Origin of the sequence: Cellulomonas terrae (genome assembly GCF_007990265.1) — a bacterium.
GTDB lineage: Bacteria > Actinomycetota > Actinomycetes > Actinomycetales > Cellulomonadaceae > Cellulomonas > Cellulomonas terrae.
This window is the reverse complement of record NZ_BJWH01000037.1, coordinates 1-15,701: the sequence shown is the minus strand read 5'-3', so window position 1 is coordinate 15,701 and position 15,701 is coordinate 1. Positions and strand designations below refer to the sequence as shown.

19 protein-coding genes and 1 tRNA gene are annotated in these 15,701 nt (G+C 73.8%); 11 read left to right on the top strand and 9 right to left on the bottom strand.

Features of this window, described 5'->3' with window-relative positions:
- The first annotated feature begins 196 nt into the window (after positions 1-196).
- Genes CTE05_RS19730 through CTE05_RS19720 form a run of 3 tightly spaced genes read left to right on the top strand, consistent with a single transcriptional unit; the run spans position 197 to position 3,050 of the window.
- Positions 197-1,534 (top strand): sensor histidine kinase, encoded by a 1,338-nt coding sequence (locus CTE05_RS19730; protein WP_146848003.1) that lies wholly within the window; start codon positions 197-199, stop codon positions 1,532-1,534.
- A complete protein-coding gene (locus tag CTE05_RS19725) occupies positions 1,522-2,190 on the top strand; it encodes a response regulator (RefSeq protein ID WP_055918957.1) in 669 nt (222 codons plus the stop codon). Before CTE05_RS19730 ends, CTE05_RS19725 begins: the two co-directional genes overlap by 13 nt.
- Positions 2,187-3,050, top strand: a complete 864-nt coding sequence (locus CTE05_RS19720) for a DUF4097 family beta strand repeat-containing protein (RefSeq protein ID WP_146848002.1) — start codon at positions 2,187-2,189, stop codon at positions 3,048-3,050. Before CTE05_RS19725 ends, CTE05_RS19720 begins: the two co-directional genes overlap by 4 nt.
- Positions 3,051-3,107: 57 nt before the next feature.
- Here the strand turns inward: CTE05_RS19720 and CTE05_RS19715 are convergent.
- The 3 genes from CTE05_RS19715 to CTE05_RS19705 form a co-directional block, all read right to left on the bottom strand.
- Positions 3,108-3,181 (bottom strand) — tRNA-Pro (locus CTE05_RS19715).
- A gap of 48 nt (positions 3,182-3,229) precedes the next feature.
- Complete coding sequence (locus tag CTE05_RS19710; RefSeq protein ID WP_146848005.1) at positions 3,230-4,174, bottom strand: metallophosphoesterase; 945 nt, start codon at positions 4,172-4,174, stop codon at positions 3,230-3,232.
- Between the two features lie 5 nt (positions 4,175-4,179).
- Complete coding sequence (locus CTE05_RS19705) at positions 4,180-6,639, bottom strand: transglycosylase domain-containing protein (RefSeq protein WP_146848001.1); 2,460 nt, start codon at positions 6,637-6,639, stop codon at positions 4,180-4,182.
- Between the two features lie 233 nt (positions 6,640-6,872).
- On the opposite strand from CTE05_RS19705, the gene CTE05_RS19700 reads away from it, so the two are divergent.
- Genes CTE05_RS19700 through CTE05_RS19690 form a run of 3 tightly spaced genes read left to right on the top strand, consistent with a single transcriptional unit; the run spans position 6,873 to position 7,858 of the window.
- On the top strand, positions 6,873-7,166 hold the full coding sequence (locus CTE05_RS19700) for a WhiB family transcriptional regulator (RefSeq protein WP_146848000.1): 294 nt from the start codon (positions 6,873-6,875) through the stop codon (positions 7,164-7,166).
- A gap of 39 nt (positions 7,167-7,205) precedes the next feature.
- Entirely contained in the window at positions 7,206-7,364 is a 159-nt protein-coding gene (gene sp36 / locus CTE05_RS19695) for a Sp36 family protein (protein ID WP_146847999.1), read from the top strand.
- Complete coding sequence (locus tag CTE05_RS19690; RefSeq protein ID WP_146847998.1) at positions 7,364-7,858, top strand: RidA family protein; 495 nt, start codon at positions 7,364-7,366, stop codon at positions 7,856-7,858. The genes sp36 and CTE05_RS19690 overlap by 1 nt, the downstream gene beginning before the upstream one ends.
- Here CTE05_RS19690 and CTE05_RS19685 read toward each other — a convergent pair.
- Positions 7,855-8,532 (bottom strand): Crp/Fnr family transcriptional regulator, encoded by a 678-nt coding sequence (locus CTE05_RS19685; RefSeq protein WP_146847997.1) that lies wholly within the window; start codon positions 8,530-8,532, stop codon positions 7,855-7,857. The two genes, CTE05_RS19690 and CTE05_RS19685, sit on opposite strands and share 4 nt — an antisense overlap.
- Before the next feature lie 126 nt (positions 8,533-8,658).
- On the bottom strand, positions 8,659-9,069 hold the full coding sequence (locus tag CTE05_RS19680) for a hypothetical protein (RefSeq protein ID WP_146847996.1): 411 nt from the start codon (positions 9,067-9,069) through the stop codon (positions 8,659-8,661).
- A gap of 168 nt (positions 9,070-9,237) precedes the next feature.
- On the opposite strand from CTE05_RS19680, the gene nth reads away from it, so the two are divergent.
- Positions 9,238-9,945, top strand: coding sequence for an endonuclease III (nth, locus tag CTE05_RS19675; RefSeq protein ID WP_371863382.1), 708 nt, complete (start codon positions 9,238-9,240; stop codon positions 9,943-9,945).
- Here the strand turns inward: nth and CTE05_RS19670 are convergent.
- From CTE05_RS19670 to CTE05_RS19660, 3 genes are all read right to left on the bottom strand, one after another.
- Entirely contained in the window at positions 9,935-10,876 is a 942-nt protein-coding gene (locus tag CTE05_RS19670) for an alpha/beta fold hydrolase (RefSeq protein ID WP_146847995.1), read from the bottom strand. The two genes, nth and CTE05_RS19670, sit on opposite strands and share 11 nt — an antisense overlap.
- 11 nt (positions 10,877-10,887) lie before the next feature.
- Positions 10,888-12,168: a Na+/H+ antiporter NhaA gene (gene nhaA / locus CTE05_RS19665; RefSeq protein WP_146847994.1), complete on the bottom strand. Its 1,281-nt coding sequence runs from the start codon at positions 12,166-12,168 to the stop codon at positions 10,888-10,890.
- A 62-nt stretch (positions 12,169-12,230) separates the two neighbouring features.
- Positions 12,231-12,959 (bottom strand): winged helix-turn-helix transcriptional regulator, encoded by a 729-nt coding sequence (locus CTE05_RS19660; protein WP_056593539.1) that lies wholly within the window; start codon positions 12,957-12,959, stop codon positions 12,231-12,233.
- Between the two features lie 198 nt (positions 12,960-13,157).
- On the opposite strand from CTE05_RS19660, the gene CTE05_RS19655 reads away from it, so the two are divergent.
- From CTE05_RS19655 to CTE05_RS19645, 3 genes are all read left to right on the top strand, one after another.
- Positions 13,158-13,892 (top strand): hypothetical protein, encoded by a 735-nt coding sequence (locus CTE05_RS19655; RefSeq protein ID WP_146847993.1) that lies wholly within the window; start codon positions 13,158-13,160, stop codon positions 13,890-13,892.
- 1 nt (position 13,893) lies between these two features.
- Positions 13,894-14,355 carry a thioredoxin family protein gene (locus CTE05_RS19650; RefSeq protein WP_146847992.1) on the top strand — a complete coding sequence of 154 codons (462 nt, stop codon included), beginning with the start codon at positions 13,894-13,896 and terminating at the stop codon, positions 14,353-14,355.
- A 73-nt stretch (positions 14,356-14,428) separates the two neighbouring features.
- Positions 14,429-14,893 (top strand): DUF4395 domain-containing protein, encoded by a 465-nt coding sequence (locus CTE05_RS19645; protein ID WP_146847991.1) that lies wholly within the window; start codon positions 14,429-14,431, stop codon positions 14,891-14,893.
- Here the strand turns inward: CTE05_RS19645 and CTE05_RS19640 are convergent.
- On the bottom strand, positions 14,890-15,261 hold the full coding sequence (locus CTE05_RS19640; RefSeq protein ID WP_146847990.1) for a DsrE family protein: 372 nt from the start codon (positions 15,259-15,261) through the stop codon (positions 14,890-14,892). The two genes, CTE05_RS19645 and CTE05_RS19640, sit on opposite strands and share 4 nt — an antisense overlap.
- 172 nt (positions 15,262-15,433) lie before the next feature.
- Here CTE05_RS19640 and CTE05_RS19635 point away from each other — a divergent pair.
- On the top strand, positions 15,434-15,701 hold a 268-nt coding region (locus tag CTE05_RS19635; protein WP_146847989.1), incomplete at its 3' end, for a heme-binding beta-barrel domain-containing protein.

Sequence of the window (15,701 nt, the reverse complement as noted above, 5' to 3'; positions counted from 1 at the left end):
CCCACACCGGGACCAACACCAACCCGACCGCGTTCACGCTCAACGGTGCGACCTGCACCATCGGCTAGTCGCCCGACGAGGGGCCGGCTCCGTTCGCACGGGGCCGGCCCTTCGGCGTGGGTAGGGTCAACCCCACCCTGGCCTGGTGGGTGGTCAGGCTGTCTGCGGATCGGCCCCGAGCCCTAGCGTCACTGTCATGACCTCACCGACGCCCCCGGGCAGCGTGTCCGACGACCTCCGGGTCGTCGCCCCCGCCTTCGTCGACCTCCGAGCGCTCGCCGCGGCCCCCGTGTCCGTCGCGACCTGGCGCGGCATCTCGCAGCTCGTCATCGGCTCCGTCGTCCTGCTGCTCGCGTTCCTCGTCCTCACGGTGGGGGTCGCGACCTCGCTGAGCCTCGTGATCGTGGTCGTCGGCATCCCGATGCTGGTGGCCACCCTGTGGCTGTGCCGCCCCTTCGCGGAGCTGGAGCGGGCCCGGCTGCACGCCCAGCTGGCCGTGGAGATCCCCGCCCCGCGGTACCCGCAGCGGGTCGGCGTCTGGGCGTCCTGGGGAGGGGTGCTGGCCGACAGCCGCACCTGGGCGCACGCGGCGTACATCCTGGTCGCCGGCGTGGTCCTCACGGTCCAGGGCGTCCTGGTCAGCGTCGCGGGCGGCTTCGCGATCGGTGGCCTGGTGTACCCGGTCGTCGCCCTGGCCTCCGGCATGAGCCACCCGCCGATCCCGCTGGTCCTCATGGTGCCCGGCGCCGTCCTGCTCCTGTGGGTCACCGCCCTGGTCACCCAGGCCGGCTCGCTCGCGCTGGTCCGCTCGGCGCGGGCGCTCGTCGGGGCGTCCGCACGGGCCGAGGCCGTCGAGGCCGCGCGGCAGGCCCAGCTGCGGGCCGCGCAGGCCGAGGGCCGGGCGGTCCAGCTCACCGAGACGCGCACGGCCGCCGTCGGTGCCGCCGACGAGGAGCGCCGCCGCATCGAGCGCGACCTGCACGACGGTGCCCAGCAGCGGCTCGTGGCGCTCGGCGTCGAGCTGGGCAGCGCACGGCGCAAGGCGTCGAGCGACCCGGAGGCGGCCGCGGCCCTGGAGCACGCGCACCGCGAGGTCAAGGAGACGCTCGCGGAGCTGCGCGACCTGGTCCGGGGCATCCACCCGGCGGTCCTCACCGACCGCGGTCTGGACGCCGCCCTGTCCGCGCTGGCGGCCCGCAGCCCCGTCCCGGTCCGGGTGGACGTCCCGGACCCGCCCGCCCTGGGCCGCGCCAGCACGTCCGCGCAGGCCGCTGCGTACTTCGTCGCCGCCGAGGCGCTCACCAACGCCGCCAAGCACGCGTCCGCCTCCGCGGTGACGGTGACGGCGACCGTCGCGGGCCAGAACCTGCGCCTCGTGATCGCCGACGACGGCCGCGGGGGAGCGGTCGCGGCGCCGGGCAGCGGGCTCGACGGACTGCGCAGCCGTGTCGCCGCCCTGGACGGCACGTTCGACCTGGACAGCCCGGCCGGAGCCGGCACACGACTGACCGTGGAGGTGCCGTGCGCATCGTGATCGCGGAGGACTCCGTCCTCCTGCTGGACGGCCTCACCCGGCTGCTCGTCGCCGAGGGGCACGACGTCACCGGCTACACCACCGCCGACGAGGTCGTGGCCGCCCTCGGGCCGTCCGCCGCCGTCCCCGACATCCTGGTGACCGACGTCCGGATGCCCCCGTCGCACACCGACGAGGGCCTGCGGGCCGCCGTGCACCTGCGCAGCCTGCACCCCCGGCTGCCCGTGCTGGTCTTGTCGCAGTACGTCGAGCAGCGGTACGCCCGGGAGCTCTTCGCCGGCGACGTGCGCGGCCTCGGCTACGTGCTCAAGGACCGCGTGGCGGACGTGGACGAGTTCCTCGACGCCCTCGGCCGCGTGGCCGGCGGCGGCACGGTGATCGATCCCGAGGTCGTCGCCCAGATCCTCGCCCGGACCCGCCGGTCCGGCCTCGAGACCCTCACCCCGCGCGAGCGGGACGTGCTCGGCCTCATGGCGGAGGGCCGCTCCAACGCGGCCATCGCCGACCGCCTCGTCGTCGGGCTCCCCGCCGTCGAGAAGCACGTGACCTCCATCCTCACCAAGCTCGACCTCCCGCAGGCCGCCGACGACCACCGCCGCGTGCTCGCCGTGCTGCGGTGGCTCGAGCACGAACCCACGAACGGAGAACGACCATGACCAGCACCCTGGAGCGGCCGGTCGACGCCCCGAGCCCCGCCCCGCGCGGCCCCGGCGCCCGCGCCCTGACCTGGACCGGCGCCGTCGTGGGAGGTGTCCTGCTGCTCTCCGGCGCGTACAGCGCGATCGACCTGCTGGCCATGGGCTCCGACGACGCGACGACGGTCTCCGGGAGCGCGACGTACGACGCCGCCCCCGTGGTGGAGATCGTCGCCGACGGACACGTCAGCGTGACCACCGGCGGCGACCGGGTGGAGGTCGAGCGGACCGAGCGCACGGTCCTCGCGGCTGCGCACTACCGCACGGACGTGTCCGGCGACCGCCTGCTCGTCAGCTACCGGTGCGACTGGTGGCGTCCGGGGTTCTGCTCGGCGTCCCTCGACGTGACGGTCCCCGACGGCACCTCCGTGCTCGTCCGCGCGACCGACGGCGCCGTCACCGCCACGTCGCTGCGCGGACCGCTCGACGTGCGCGTCAGCGACGGCGAGACCGACGTGTCCGACATCGTCGGGGACGTCACCGTCCGCACCGCCGACGGCCGCGCGGGCGTCAGCGACGTCCGCGGATCCGTCTCCGTCAGCTCCGCCGACGGCGAGATCACCGTCTCCGACGTCTCCGGCGCGGTCACCACCCGGTCCAGCGACGGGCGCACGGAGATCTCCCGCTCCCGCAGCGACATCGACGCCCAGGCGAGCGACGGCAGCGTCACCGTGTACGGCACGGGGGAGCCGGTCGCGCTCGACATCTCCACGGCCGACGGCGGCCAGACGATCGAGGGTCCGGTCGACCCGACGTCGTCCGTCTCGGTGCGGATCCGCACCAGCGACGGCCACGCCGCCTACCTGGGACCCCGCGGCTGAGCCCACGAGAAAGGCCCCTGATCAGCAGATCTGCTGATCAGGGGCCTTTCTCGTCTGTCGGGGTGGCGGGATTCGAACCCACGACCTCTTCGTCCCGAACGAAGCGCGCTACCAAGCTGCGCCACACCCCGTGGAGCCTGGCAAGGATAGCCGACGACCGGGGGTGGAACGAAACCGGATCAGGGTGCGACCAGTGTGAGCAGGGTCGCCTCGGGCCGGCACGCGAACCGCACCGGCGCGTACGGCGACGTCCCGAGCCCTGCGGACACGTGCATCCACGTCGAGCCCGCACCGCCCGGCTGGTCGGGACGCGGCCCTGGCCAGCCGTGCAGGCCCTTGGCGCGGCGGGTGTCGAGGTCGCAGTTGGTCACCAGGGCGCCCCAGAAGGGCAGGGCGAGCTGGCCACCGTGCGTGTGCCCGGCGATCGCCAGGTCGACATCGTCGGCGTGCATCGCGTCCAGGACGCGGCGGTAGGGCGCGTGCGTGATCCCCAGGTGCACGTCCACGGGCACCGGTCCGGTCCGGGCGTCGTCCTCGTCACCGGCGTCGGGGAAGCGGTCGCGGTCCAGGTGCGCGTCGTCCGTCCCCACGAGGGACAGCACGCGGCCGTCGACCTTGAGCACGTCCCGGCGGTTGGTGAGGTCGACCCAGCCGGCCGACCGGAAGCGGGACGTGAGCTCGCGCCACGGCAGCTCCGGGGGGCGTCGGGCAGGCTGTCGGCGGGCGTCCGGCAGGAGATAGCGGGCGGGGTTCTTCGGGGTCGGCGCGATGTAGTCGTTCGAGCCCAGCACGAACGCCCCGGGGACCGCGAGGTGCGGCTCCAGGGCCTCCAGGAGCGCCGGCATCGCGTCGAGGTGCGCCCAGTTGTCGCCCGTGTCCACCACGAGGTGCGGGTCCAGCGACGCCAGGTCCTTGACCCAGTCGACCTTCTTGCGCTGGCCGGGGGTCAGGTGCAGGTCGGAGAGGTGCAGGATGCGGAGCGGCTCCTGGCCGGCGGGGAGCACGGGAACGGTGACCTGCCGCAGCGTGTACCAGCGCACCTCGACCAGTGAGGCGTAGGCGAGCGCGCCCGCACCGGCGAGCGCGACCGCCCCCGCGGTGCGAGCGACGCCGGACGTCGAGATACCCACTAAGGGTTTCCGTTGCCGCGGCCGTTGTTCCCGTTGCCGCCGCCGTCACCCTGTCCGGGTCCAGGACCGGGCTGACCCTGGCCGGGACCGGGACCGGGACCGGGACCGGCGGGCGGCTGGCCGTTGGAGAGCGTCAGCGTGATCGTCGAGCCGCGCGTCGCGGTACCCGAGGGGCTCTGCGACGCGACCGTCCCGGCGGGGGAGGCCGAGGCGACCTGCTCCGCCGCGACCGAGACGCGGAACCCGGCGTCCGTGAGGCGCTTGCGCGCGTCCCCTTCGGCCAGGCCGACGACGTAGGGGACGCCGACCTTCTCGCCGAACACCTCCTTGTCGCCGGCGGCCGGGAAGTCCGGGTTGGCCGCTCCGGCGAGCGCCTGGGTCATGAACCGGCTCCAGGTCGGGGCCGCGATCGTCGCACCGTAGGCGTTGGGGACCCACTTGCCGTTGATCCGCAGGTCCTGCACGGGCCGCCAGCCCTCGGAGTAGCCGACCCACACCGCGGCGGCGCGCAGCGGGGAGTACCCGACGAACCACGTGTGCTCGTTCTCGCTGGTCGTGCCGGTCTTGCCGGCCGTCGGGAACGGCGGCGCCGGGACGCCCTTGGCGGTGCCGCCCCAGACGTTCTTCAGGGCGAACGTCATGGCGCTCGTGTACTTCGGGTCGACCTTCTGGCTGCAGTTGGCGCTCGGCACCGGGAGCTGCACGCCGTCGGCGTTGACCACGCTGGTGATCGCGATCGGGGTGCAGTAGACACCGTTCGCGGCGAAGGTGGCGAAGGCGGCGGCCATGGACAGCGGGGCGATCGAGTCGCTCCCGATGATGTTGGCGGGCACCGCGCTCGCGTTGCCCTCACCCGCCAGGCCACCCGCCTTGTGGACGCCGATCTGCGCGGCACCCTCCATGATGCTGCAGAGGTCCAGCTGCATCCCCATGCTCAGGTACGCGAGGTTGACGGAGTTCTTGGTCGCGTCCATCACGGTCATGGTGCGGCCCTGGCCCTCGGCGTTCCCGGGCGTCCACTTCTCGTTCCGGACCTTGGCGCCGCAGGCGGTGAACATGTTCTGGTTCAGCGGGCGGACGGAGCCGTCGACGGTCTCGTTGAGGCTGTGGCCCTGCTTGAGCCACTCGAGCAGCGTGAACGGCTTGAACGTCGAGCCGGGCGGGAAGCCCGACGCGCCGCCGTAGGCGTTGTCGGTGTTGTAGTTGACCGGGGTCTCCCGGTCGCCGTGCTCCGCGACGGCGGTGTAGATGCGGTTCTGCGCCATCGCGGTGATCTTCCCGGTGCCGGGCTCGACGACGACGATCGAGCTGGCGACGCCGGACGGGTCGTCGACGGGGATGCCGTTCTTCACCTCGGCGTCGGCGATCGCCTGCTCGCCCGGGACGAGGGTCGTGGTGATCGTGAGCCCGCCGCGGTACAGGGTGCTGATGCGCTCGGCCTTGGTGGGCCCGAACGCGGGGTCGTTGCCGATCACCTTGGTCACGTAGTCGCAGAAGAAGCCGGACCCGGGGATCACGTCGCCCGCCGCCATGCAGCCCTGCTTCAGCGGCGTGACGCGCATGGTGTCGGGGAGCGGGGTCGCGACGCCGGCGTCGTACTCCGCGTCCGTGATGTAGCCCTGGTCGCGCATCTTGCCGAGCACGCTGTCCCGGCGGGTCTGCGACGCCTCGGGGTTGAGCACCGGGTCCCACTTGGTCGGGCTCTGGGTCACGCCCGCGATGGTGGCGGCCTCGAGGTAGGTGAGGTCCTTGGCCGGCTTGGTGAAGTAGTACTGCGCGGCGGACTCCGCCCCGTACACCGACGCCCCGAACGGCGCGATGTTCAGGTACTTCTCGAGGATCTCCTCCTTCGTCATCCGCTTCTCGAGGGCGATCGCGAGCTTCGCCTCGCGCAGCTTGCGCGCGTAGCCCTCGGTGCCGCTCGCCCCGCGGGCGGCCTGCAGGGCCTCGAGCTTCTCGGCCTCGGTCTCCTTGCTGAGCGCCTCCTCGATGAGGACGTTCTTGATGTACTGCTGCGTGAGCGTCGAGGCGCCCTCCTGGCCGCCGTCCTCGTCCGTCTGGTTCTTGACGAACGCGCGGAGCATGCCGGTCGGGTCGACACCCACGTGCTGGTAGAAGCGCTTGTCCTCCGTCGCGACGACGGCCTGCTGCAGCAGCGGCGAGATCTCTGCGAGCGGGACCACCACCCGGTTCTGGGTCCAGAACGTCGCCATGAGCTGCCCGTCCGCGGCCAGGATGACCGACTTCTCGGGCAGCGTCTTCTCCGCGAGCTCGGTCGGCAGGTCGTCGAAGGCGGTCACCGTGATGTCGGTGACACCGTTGGCGACGGCGACTCCGGGCAGGACGAGGCCGGCGGCGAGCACCCCGGACACGCCCGCGACGAGCGCGAACGTGAGCAGGAGGGCCAACGCCTGGAAGGCGTTGACCTGTCGGCCGCGCTGGCGCGCAGGGTTCGGCATGCCGACAGGGTAGTCGGACCACCTGTCACGCCCCCGTCGGAACCGGGCCCGACGCCCCGACCTGCACGGGACCTGCACAACGACGCTGGGCCGGATCTGACCCGGTCACACGTCCATCTGACGATATGACCCGAACGGAGTCTCGCCACAGGGGTGCTCGGACCAGTAGTTTCCCGGCAGGACTCGGGTGCGGATGCCACGGCACGCCCCCGTCGGCGTGCTCGGGAGGATGAGTGACCACACTCGCGCAGGACGCGCACTGGACAGCGCTCGCAGCGTGCGGCACCGGCAAGCTCGCGCCCGACGCGCTCTTCGTCGAGGGCGCCGCCCAGCGTGAGGCTCGGACGGTGTGCACCGGCTGCCCCGTCCGGCTGGCCTGCCTCGCCGACGCCCTCGACAACCGCATGGACTTCGGCGTCTGGGGCGGCATGACCGAGCGGGAGCGGCGTGCTCTGCTCCGGCGGCGCCCCGACGTGCGCTCCTGGCGGAACGAGCTCGTCGGGACGGACGTCGTCGACGTGGTGTGAGAGCGCTCCGACGGTCGGGGCGGCCTCTAGGGTGAGCCCATGGCAACGACGTGGGAGTACGCGACGATTCCGCTCATCATTCACGCCACGAAGGCGATCCTCGACCAGTGGGGAGCCGACGGCTGGGAGCTCGTCCAGGTGATCCAAGGGCCTGACGCCGGTCTCGTGGCCTACCTCAAGCGGCCCAAGGAGTCCTGATGGGCGCCGCGGCCCGGCTCGCGGAGCTCGGGCTGGAGCTGCCCGAGGTGGCGCTCCCCCTCGCCGCGTACGTGCCGGCCGTCCGGTCCGGTGCGTACGTCTACACCTCGGGCCAGCTGCCGTTCGTCGGGGGCGCGCTGCCGGCCACGGGCAAGGTGGGCACCGGGCCCGGCCTGGTCCCCCCGGACGACGCCGCGGGCTACGCGCGGACGTGCGCGCTCAACGCGCTCGCCGCGGTCGCGGCCGTGGTCGCCGCCGAGGGTGGCCCGCAGGGCGCCGACGCGCTCGACCGGATCGTGCACGTCACCAAGGTCGTCGGCTTCGTCGCGAGCGACCCGGCCTTCACCGCTCAGCCCGCCGTCGTCAACGGTGCCAGCCTGCTGCTGCACGCCGTCCTGGGCGACGCGGGCGTGCACGCGCGCTCGGCCGTGGGCGTGGCGGTGCTGCCGATGGACTCCCCGGTCGAGGTCGAGATCGTCGTCGAGCTGGCCTAGCGCGCCCGGCGCTCGAGGCGCTCGACGTCGAGCAGGACGACGGCGCGTCCCTCGCGGCGGACCCAGCCGCGGGCGGCGAAGTCGGCGAGGGCCTTGTTGACGGTCTCCCGGGAGGCGCCGACGAGCTGCGCGAGCTCCTCCTGCGTGAGGTCGTGCGCGACGCGGATGCCCTCGTCGACCTTCTCCCCGAAGCGGGTCGACAGGTCCAGGAGCGCCTTGGCGACACGGCCGGGGACGTCCGAGAACACCAGGTCCGCCAGGGCCTCGTTGGTCCGGCGCAGCCGCCGGGCGAGCGCCTGCAGCAGGTGCTGCGCCACCGTCGGCTTGTCCTGCAGCCACTGGATCAGGTCGCCGTGCCCGAGCTCGAGGACCACCGCGTCGGCGACGACCGTCGCGGTCGCCGTGCGGGGGCCGGGGTCGAAGAGGCTCAGCTCGCCGAACATCTCGCCCGGGCCGAGGACCGCGAGCAGGTTCTCGCGTCCGTCGTTCGAGCGTCGGCCGAGCTTGATCTTGCCCTCGCGCACGACGTAGAGCCGGTCGCCGGGCTCGCCCTCCTGGAAGAGGGCGTCGCCGCGGGCGATCTCGATCGGCTTCATCGTCGCGACGAGCGTCTCGGACGCCTCGGGGTCGAGCCCGGCGAACAGCGGCGCCGACAGCACGATGTCGTCCTCCACGGGGACACCTCACCTCTCTGGCCGCACCCCGGTTCGTCCCGGTGCCGGCATCGTTCACGATGGAGACGGTGGAACCGGCTGCTGGTCAGCGGCCCGATCCGCACTCAGTCTGCCCCATGGAGGGTGTCATCCGCGGCCCAGGGGCTCCCGCAGGCCCGCGACGACGACGGCAGGGTCCGCCGCGAGGCGCGCGACGAGCCGGTCCGTGGCCCGTGTCAAGGCGTCCTCGACGCCGGCGGCGTAGGTCGAGAGCTGCTCGTCGAGGGCCCTCAGCTCGCCCAGCCGGTCGACGGCCTCGGTGCTGGAGTCGAGCACCGCGGCGAGCGCGGACGGGCGGGGGACGTCGAGACCGACGTCGAGCGGGAGCTGGAAGGCCATCTCCTCGCCGAGCGTGTCGGGGCGGGCGGCCTGCGCCACCGCCAGGTCGAGGCGGGCGCGGACGAGCCGGCGCCACCAGGCGACCCGAGCGCGCTCGGCGCGCAGCGCGCGCCGGTCGAGGCGGAGATCATTGACCCGTTGCTCGACGGGTGACGTCATGGGGCAGGTCCTCCTCGGACGGGCATCTCGAACGGGTGCCGTGGGTGGATTCGGCCCGATACGGGCCGACCTTGAGCACACCGGCACGGGTCGGGCCGCAGATCACTCCAAGGGAGCAGCGCCGCAGGTCAGAGGCGCCCCCTACGGGTGTGGGCGGCGGGTCGTAGGCTGCCGACCGTGATCGCAGCAGACGTCGAGTCCCCCCTCGCCCGCACGCGCCGCGCACGCCGGGTGGACCGCGCGCTGGCCGTCCGCTACCCCGACGCGCACTGCGAGCTGGACTTCACGTCGCCGTTCGAGCTGCTCGTCGCCACCGTGCTGTCGGCCCAGACGACGGACGTCCGCGTGAACCTCACGACGCCGGTCCTGTTCGCGCGGTACCCGGACGCTGCCGCCCTCGCGGCGGCGAACCCCGAGGAGGTCGAGGAGATCCTGCGGCCGACGGGCTTCTTCCGGGCCAAGACGAAGTCGGTGATGGGGCTGTCGCAGGCGCTCGTCGAGCGGTTCCACGGGGAGGTCCCGGCGCGGTTGAAGGATCTCGTGACGCTGCCGGGGGTGGGACGCAAGACGGCCAACGTGGTGCTCGGCAACGCGTTCGGCATCCCGGGGATCACCACGGACACGCACGTCATGCGCCTGTCCCTGCGGCTCGGCTACACCACGAGCGAGGACCCGCTGGTGGTCGAGCAGGAGCTCGGCGCGCTGCTGCCCCGCAGGGACTGGACGATGGCCTCGCACCGGCTGATCTTCCACGGGCGGCGCACCTGCTTCGCGCGCAGGCCTGCGTGCGGGGCGTGCCCCGTCGCGTCGATGTGCCCGTCCGCGGGGATCGGTGAGCTCGACCCCGCGAAGGCCGCGGCGATGGTCAAGCCGTGAGCGGTTCGACCTCGCGCAGCCAGGCCAGGAGCAGGTCCGTGACGCGCTCCGGGGCCTCCTCCGCGGGGTAGTGCCCGGCCTGCGGCAAGAGCTCGAACTGGTAGCGCGACGCCACCAGGGCGGCCGTGTCCTTCGACAGGGCGGCCCGGGACGCGGGTCGCAGCCCGTCGCGGCCGCCGTGCACCTGCAGGACCGGGAGCGGTCGGGTGCTCTCCTCGAGGGTCGCGTGGTAGCGACGGCCGTCGGGGCGGGGCCGTGACCGGACCATCCAGCGCAGCTGCTCCATCTGGCTGTGCGCCGCGAAGGGCACCCGCGCCGCGGACCGGTACATCGCCTCCGCGCGCGCGTCGAGCCAGCCCGGGACGCCACCCCACTCGCGCAGGAGCCGGGCCACCAGGTCGCCCTCCATGAGGGCCCGCTCCGGGAACGACGGCAGCTGCACGAACGCCAGCCGGCGCAGGGCCGACGGTCGGAGGGCGGTGCCGGGGTGCAGGCGGGTGTCCAGCGGGTGCGGGGCTGCCAGCGCAGCGACCCCGCGGACCCGGTCGGGGTGCAGGCCGGCCATCGCCCACGCGATCTCGCCGCCCGTGCCGCTGCCGACGACCACCGCGTCCGCGGCACCGAGGGACTGGATGACCCCCGCGACGTCGGCGGCCAGCGTCGGGACGTCGTAGCCCACCGGTGGCTTGTCGGAACCGCCCGTGCCGCGCACGTCCATGGCCGCCACCCGGTAGCCCGCGTCGGCGAGGGCGGGCAGCTGGTGGCGCCACGCCCACCAGAACTGCGGGATCCCGTGCAGGAGCACGACGAGCGGGGCGTCGCGGTCGTCGGGACCGGCGACGGCGACGTGGAACCGGGCGCCGTTCGCGGCCACGTAGCGGTGCTCCCACGGGCCGTCGACGAGGAGCGAGGCGGAGTCGACGGTGCTCATCGGAGCCGAACCTACCCGGTCCGGTCGGTGTCGCGTGAGGCCCGGGCGGCCACGTGCGCGTGGTGCCGGTCGCGCTGGTACAGGGCGACGCCGCCGAGGACGGCCGCGACCAGCGACGCGACGAGGACCGCGACGACGACGTGCTCGTCGTGCGGGCTGCCGGCGCCGAACGCGAGCTCGCCCACGAGCAGCGACACCGTGAAGCCGATCCCCCCGACGAGGCCGACCGCTCCGACGTCCGCCCAGCCGAGACCGGGGGCGAGCGCGGCACGCGTGAACCGGGCGACCAGCCACGTGGCCCCGAGGATGCCGAGCGGCTTGCCCACGACGAGCCCGAGGGCCACGCCCTGCGCGACCGGGTCGGCGAACGCGGTCGACAGCGTCCCGACGCTGAGGGTCACCCCCGCCGCGAACAGCGCGAACACGGGCACGGCGATCCCGGCGGACACGGGCCGCCACAGGTGCTCCCAGCGTTCCGCGAGCGACTCCGCCGGCAGGGTGTCGAGCCGGAGCGCCCGGCGGGTGGCCTCCGGTGTCGCCGGGACGACGAGCCCCAGCGCGACCCCGGCGATCGTCGCGTGCACGCCGGAGGCGTGGACGGCAGCCCACGCCACCACACCGAGCGGGACCAGCAGCCACCCGCTGACCCAGCCCCGCCGGACCAGGAGCGCGAACACGACGACGGTCGCGGCGCCCGCGGCCAGCCAGAGCGCGGAGACCGACTCGGTGTAGACCGCGCCGATGACGATGATCGCGAGCAGGTCGTCGACGACCGCGAGCGTGAGCAGGAACGCGCGCAACGCGTTCGGCAGGCTGCGCCCGGCGATCGCGAGGACCGCGACCGCGAACGCGATGTCGGTCGCCGTCGGGACCGCCCAGCCGCGCGCGACGCCGTCCGGCGAGGTCAGGTTGACGGCGAGGTAGAGCGCCGCGGGGACGAGCATGCCCCCGACCGCGGCGACGATGGGCACGACGGCCGTGCGCGGGTTGCGCAGCTCGCCCGCGACGATCTCCCGCTTGAGCTCGAGCCCGACCACGAAGAAGAAGATCGCGAGCAGCCCGTCGGTCGCCCAGGTGGCCAGCGTGAGGTCGAGGTGCAGTGCCGCGGGACCGACGACGGTGTCCGAGACAGCCGTGTACGACGCGGGCGCGAGGTTGGCCCACAGCAGGGCGACGACGGTGCCGGCGAGCAGCAGGGACCCGCCGACGCGTTCGCCGCGCAGGGTGTCGAGCAGGTTGCGCTCGGCGCCGGGGGAGAGGGCGGCGAACAGGCGGCGGGCGGGCGTGGGCACGAGGACCTCCGGGCAGGCTGGTGGGACTGCCGACCAGGCTTCCCGGCGCACCGGGGGACAGGTTACGCGTCCGCGGGCTCCGGGACCTCGTTGCGTCCGTCGACCGCACCGCGGCGGTCCTTGGGCGGGTCGAAGCGGTAGCCGACGTTGCGGACCGTGCCGATGAGCTGCTCGTGCTCGGGGCCGAGCTTGGCGCGGAGGCGTCGCACGTGCACGTCGACCGTCCGCGTGCCTCCGTAGTAGTCGTAGCCCCAGACCTCCTGCAGCAGCTGGGCGCGCGTGAACACACGGCCCGGGTGCTGGACCAGGTACTTGAGGAGCTCGAACTCCTTGTAGGTCAGGTCGAGCGGCCGGCCACGGAGCCGGGCCGTGTAGCCACCGGCGTCGATGGTGAGCTCGCCGGACGAGATCTCCTGCGGCGCGTCGTCGTACCCCGCGGTGGCGGCGCGCTCCATGACGAGCCGGAACCGCGTCTCGACCTCGGCCGGGTTCGCCGTCTCCAGGATGATGTCGTCCGCACCCCACTCGGCCGTGACGACCGTGAGGCCGCCCTCGGTGAGCACGAGGATGAGCGGGACGGTCAATCCCGTCGCGCGCAGCAGCCGACAGGTGGTCCTGGCCGTGACCAGGTCGCGCCGTGCGTCGAGCACGACGATGTCCGCGTCCGGTGCGTCCACGAGAGCCGACGGTTCGACGGGGAGCACACGGACGCGGTGGGACAACAGACCGAGGGCCGGGAGCACCTGGGCGGAGCCCCCGGACGCTGGAGTGAGCAGCAGCAGATCTGCCACCTGGGACCTCCCCGCGTGCGAGTGGGGGCAACGGTACCGCGCGACCCGAGCAGCCTGCGCCCGCGGCCCGGGTGATGGCGCGTCCGGCCGGTTCGCGCCGGCCGGACAGCGCCGAGATGCGACAATCGGCGGCGTGCTCCTCCCCTCCGTGCCGACCGCTCGCCCCTGCGTGACCCCGGTCGAGGGACGGTAGGACCCATGCAGCTCGCCACCAGGGCGGTCGTCACCGCCGTGCTCGCCGCCGCCGTGGCCGTGGCCGGCTACCTCGGCGGCCTGCCGCTGAGCGCCACCGCGGCGGTCCTCGCGCTCCTCTTCGCCCTCGGGTGGCCCGCGCTCGCGGGTCTGCCGTTCAAGCCCGGGTCCGCGGCCGTCGTCGCCCTCGGAGGCGTCGGGGCCGTCGCCGTCGTCCACCTCACCGTCACGCAGCCGTACCTGCGGGACCTGCCGGTCGTCTTCGCGGCCGCGATCCTGCTGGCGTTCCTCAACGAGCTGCTGCGCCGCGACGGCCGCACCCGGCTCGTCGAGTCGGTGTCCGGGACGGTCGCCGGCACGCTCGTCGCGGTCGCCGTGGCCGGGTGGGTCGCGATCGGCCGCACGCCCGGGGGCGAGCCGATCGTGGTCGTCGGGGCGCTCGCGCTGGCCGTCGGCTCGGTCGTCGTGGCGCTGCACCTGCAGCCCTGGGTCGGTGCGCTGGCCGCCGCGGGGGCAGCGGCTGCCGCGGGCACCCTGGGCGGTTTCCTGCTCCCGGCGATCGACCCGCTGGCAGGCGCCCTGCTGGGCCTGGCGGTCGGGGTGCTGGTCGCCACCCTGCACGCGCTGTTCGACCAGCTGCCGTCGCTCCAGCAGCGCTGGCCGTCGCTCGCGGCCGTGACCCTCCCGGTCACCGTCACCGGCATCCTCGTGTACGTCGTCGGACGCGTCCTGGTGGGCTGACGTGGACCGTGTCCTGCTCGTCCTCGCCCTCCTGGCCGTCGCGGCCGTGCTGGGCCTGTGGTGGCGCTCGCGCAACGGCCGCTACACCGCGGTCGACCCGGCGCTGCTCGTCGACGCCCCGGTCGACGTGGCCGACGACTCGCGCCTCACCGCCCGCGAGCTCGGTGCGCCGCTGGGCGCCCGGGCGACGTTCGTGCAGTTCTCCAGCGAGGTCTGCGCACCGTGCCGCCGGACCCACGCGGTCCTCGCGCAGCTCGTCGCCGAGCACGACGACCTCTCACACGTCGAGATGGACGTGGTCGAGCACCTGGGTCTCGTGCGACGCTTCGGCATCATGCGCACCCCGACCACGCTCCTGCTCGACGCCCGCGGCGTCGTGGTCGGGCGTCTGTCCGGTGCGACGGACCGTCGGCACGCGCTCGCCGCGCTCGACTCCTGTCCGGGCGGGGTCTCCGCAGCCTGAGCCGGCTCCCGGCGCGGGTGCGCAGCCCCCGGCCGATGGAACCCCTCATCCCTGCACGCCCCCTGGAGTCCCCATGAGCACGCCCGCCCGCACCGACGCCCCTGCCGGTATCGACCCCCGCGGCCCGCGCTTCGGCGCCGCCGTCAACCTCGTCCTGCTCGTCGCCGTCCTCCTGCTCGGCACCAGCCCGGCGGCCTACGTCGTCCTGGCCGTGATCGTCGCCGGCTTCGCGCTCGGCGCGTTCGGCGGCATCGGTCGCACCTGGCAGGGCTGGGTGTTCCGCACGGTCGTCCGCCCGCGCCTGGCGCCGCCGACCGAGCTCGAGGACCCCCGCCCGCCGACGTTCGCGCAGCTGGTCGGTCTGGTCATCACCGGTGCGGGGCTCGTCCTCGGGCTGGCCGGGGTGACGGCCGCCGTCCCGGTCGCGGCCGCGTTCGCGCTGGTCGCGGCGTTCCTCAACGCGGTGTTCGGGCTGTGCCTGGGGTGCGAGATGTACCTGCTCGGCCTGCGGCTGCGCGCCGGTCGCTCCGCCGCCTAGTAGACGAGCGCCTGGGCCCGCTCCGCCAGGGACTCCTCGACGAACACGGCGGCCCCGGCGATCCGGACGCCCGGCAGCACGTCGTCGGGACCGATGCCCCGGCGGGCGGCGCACTGCGTGCACACGGTGACGCGGCCGCCCTCGAGGACGACGTCCAGCAGCTCGCCCAGCGGGGTCGCGTGCTCGAGGACCAGGTCCGCGGCGCGCCCCGGCAGACCGAACCACGCCGACTCGCCCGTGAGCCACAGGCTGACGTCCGCACCGGCCGCGACGGCCGCCGCAGCGACCGCGAACGCCTGGTTGGTGGCCTCCGGACGCTCCGTGCCGGACGTGGTCTTGATCACGAGGGGACGTGGCGTAGGACTCATCGGAACAGGTTAGGGGTGAGTGCTCGTTAGGATCGTCGGCATGACTGGGCTCGAGATCTTCTTCATCGGCCTGCTGGTCGCGGCGACACTGGTGATCGGCTGGTTCTCCGTCTTCGTCGTGTACCGGCTCTACAAGGGCCAGCGCTGACATGCACTGATGCTGGGAGGCTCCATGTCGTTCGTCCTCGATCCCGAGGGTCTCGCCCCTGAGGTCTACCCGCTCGCGTGGCTCGTCGGCACGTGGCGCGGCGAGGGTGTCGTCGACTACCCCGGCATCGACGAGGCGACGTTCACGCAGGAGGTGGTCATCGCCAGCGACGGCGGACCGTACCTGTCGTACACGTCGACGATCCGGCTCGTCGTGGCGCCGTCCAGCACCGCGGCGCTCGAGGACGAGCCGCCCGCCCCCGTCTGGCAGACCGAGTCGGGCTACTGGCGGG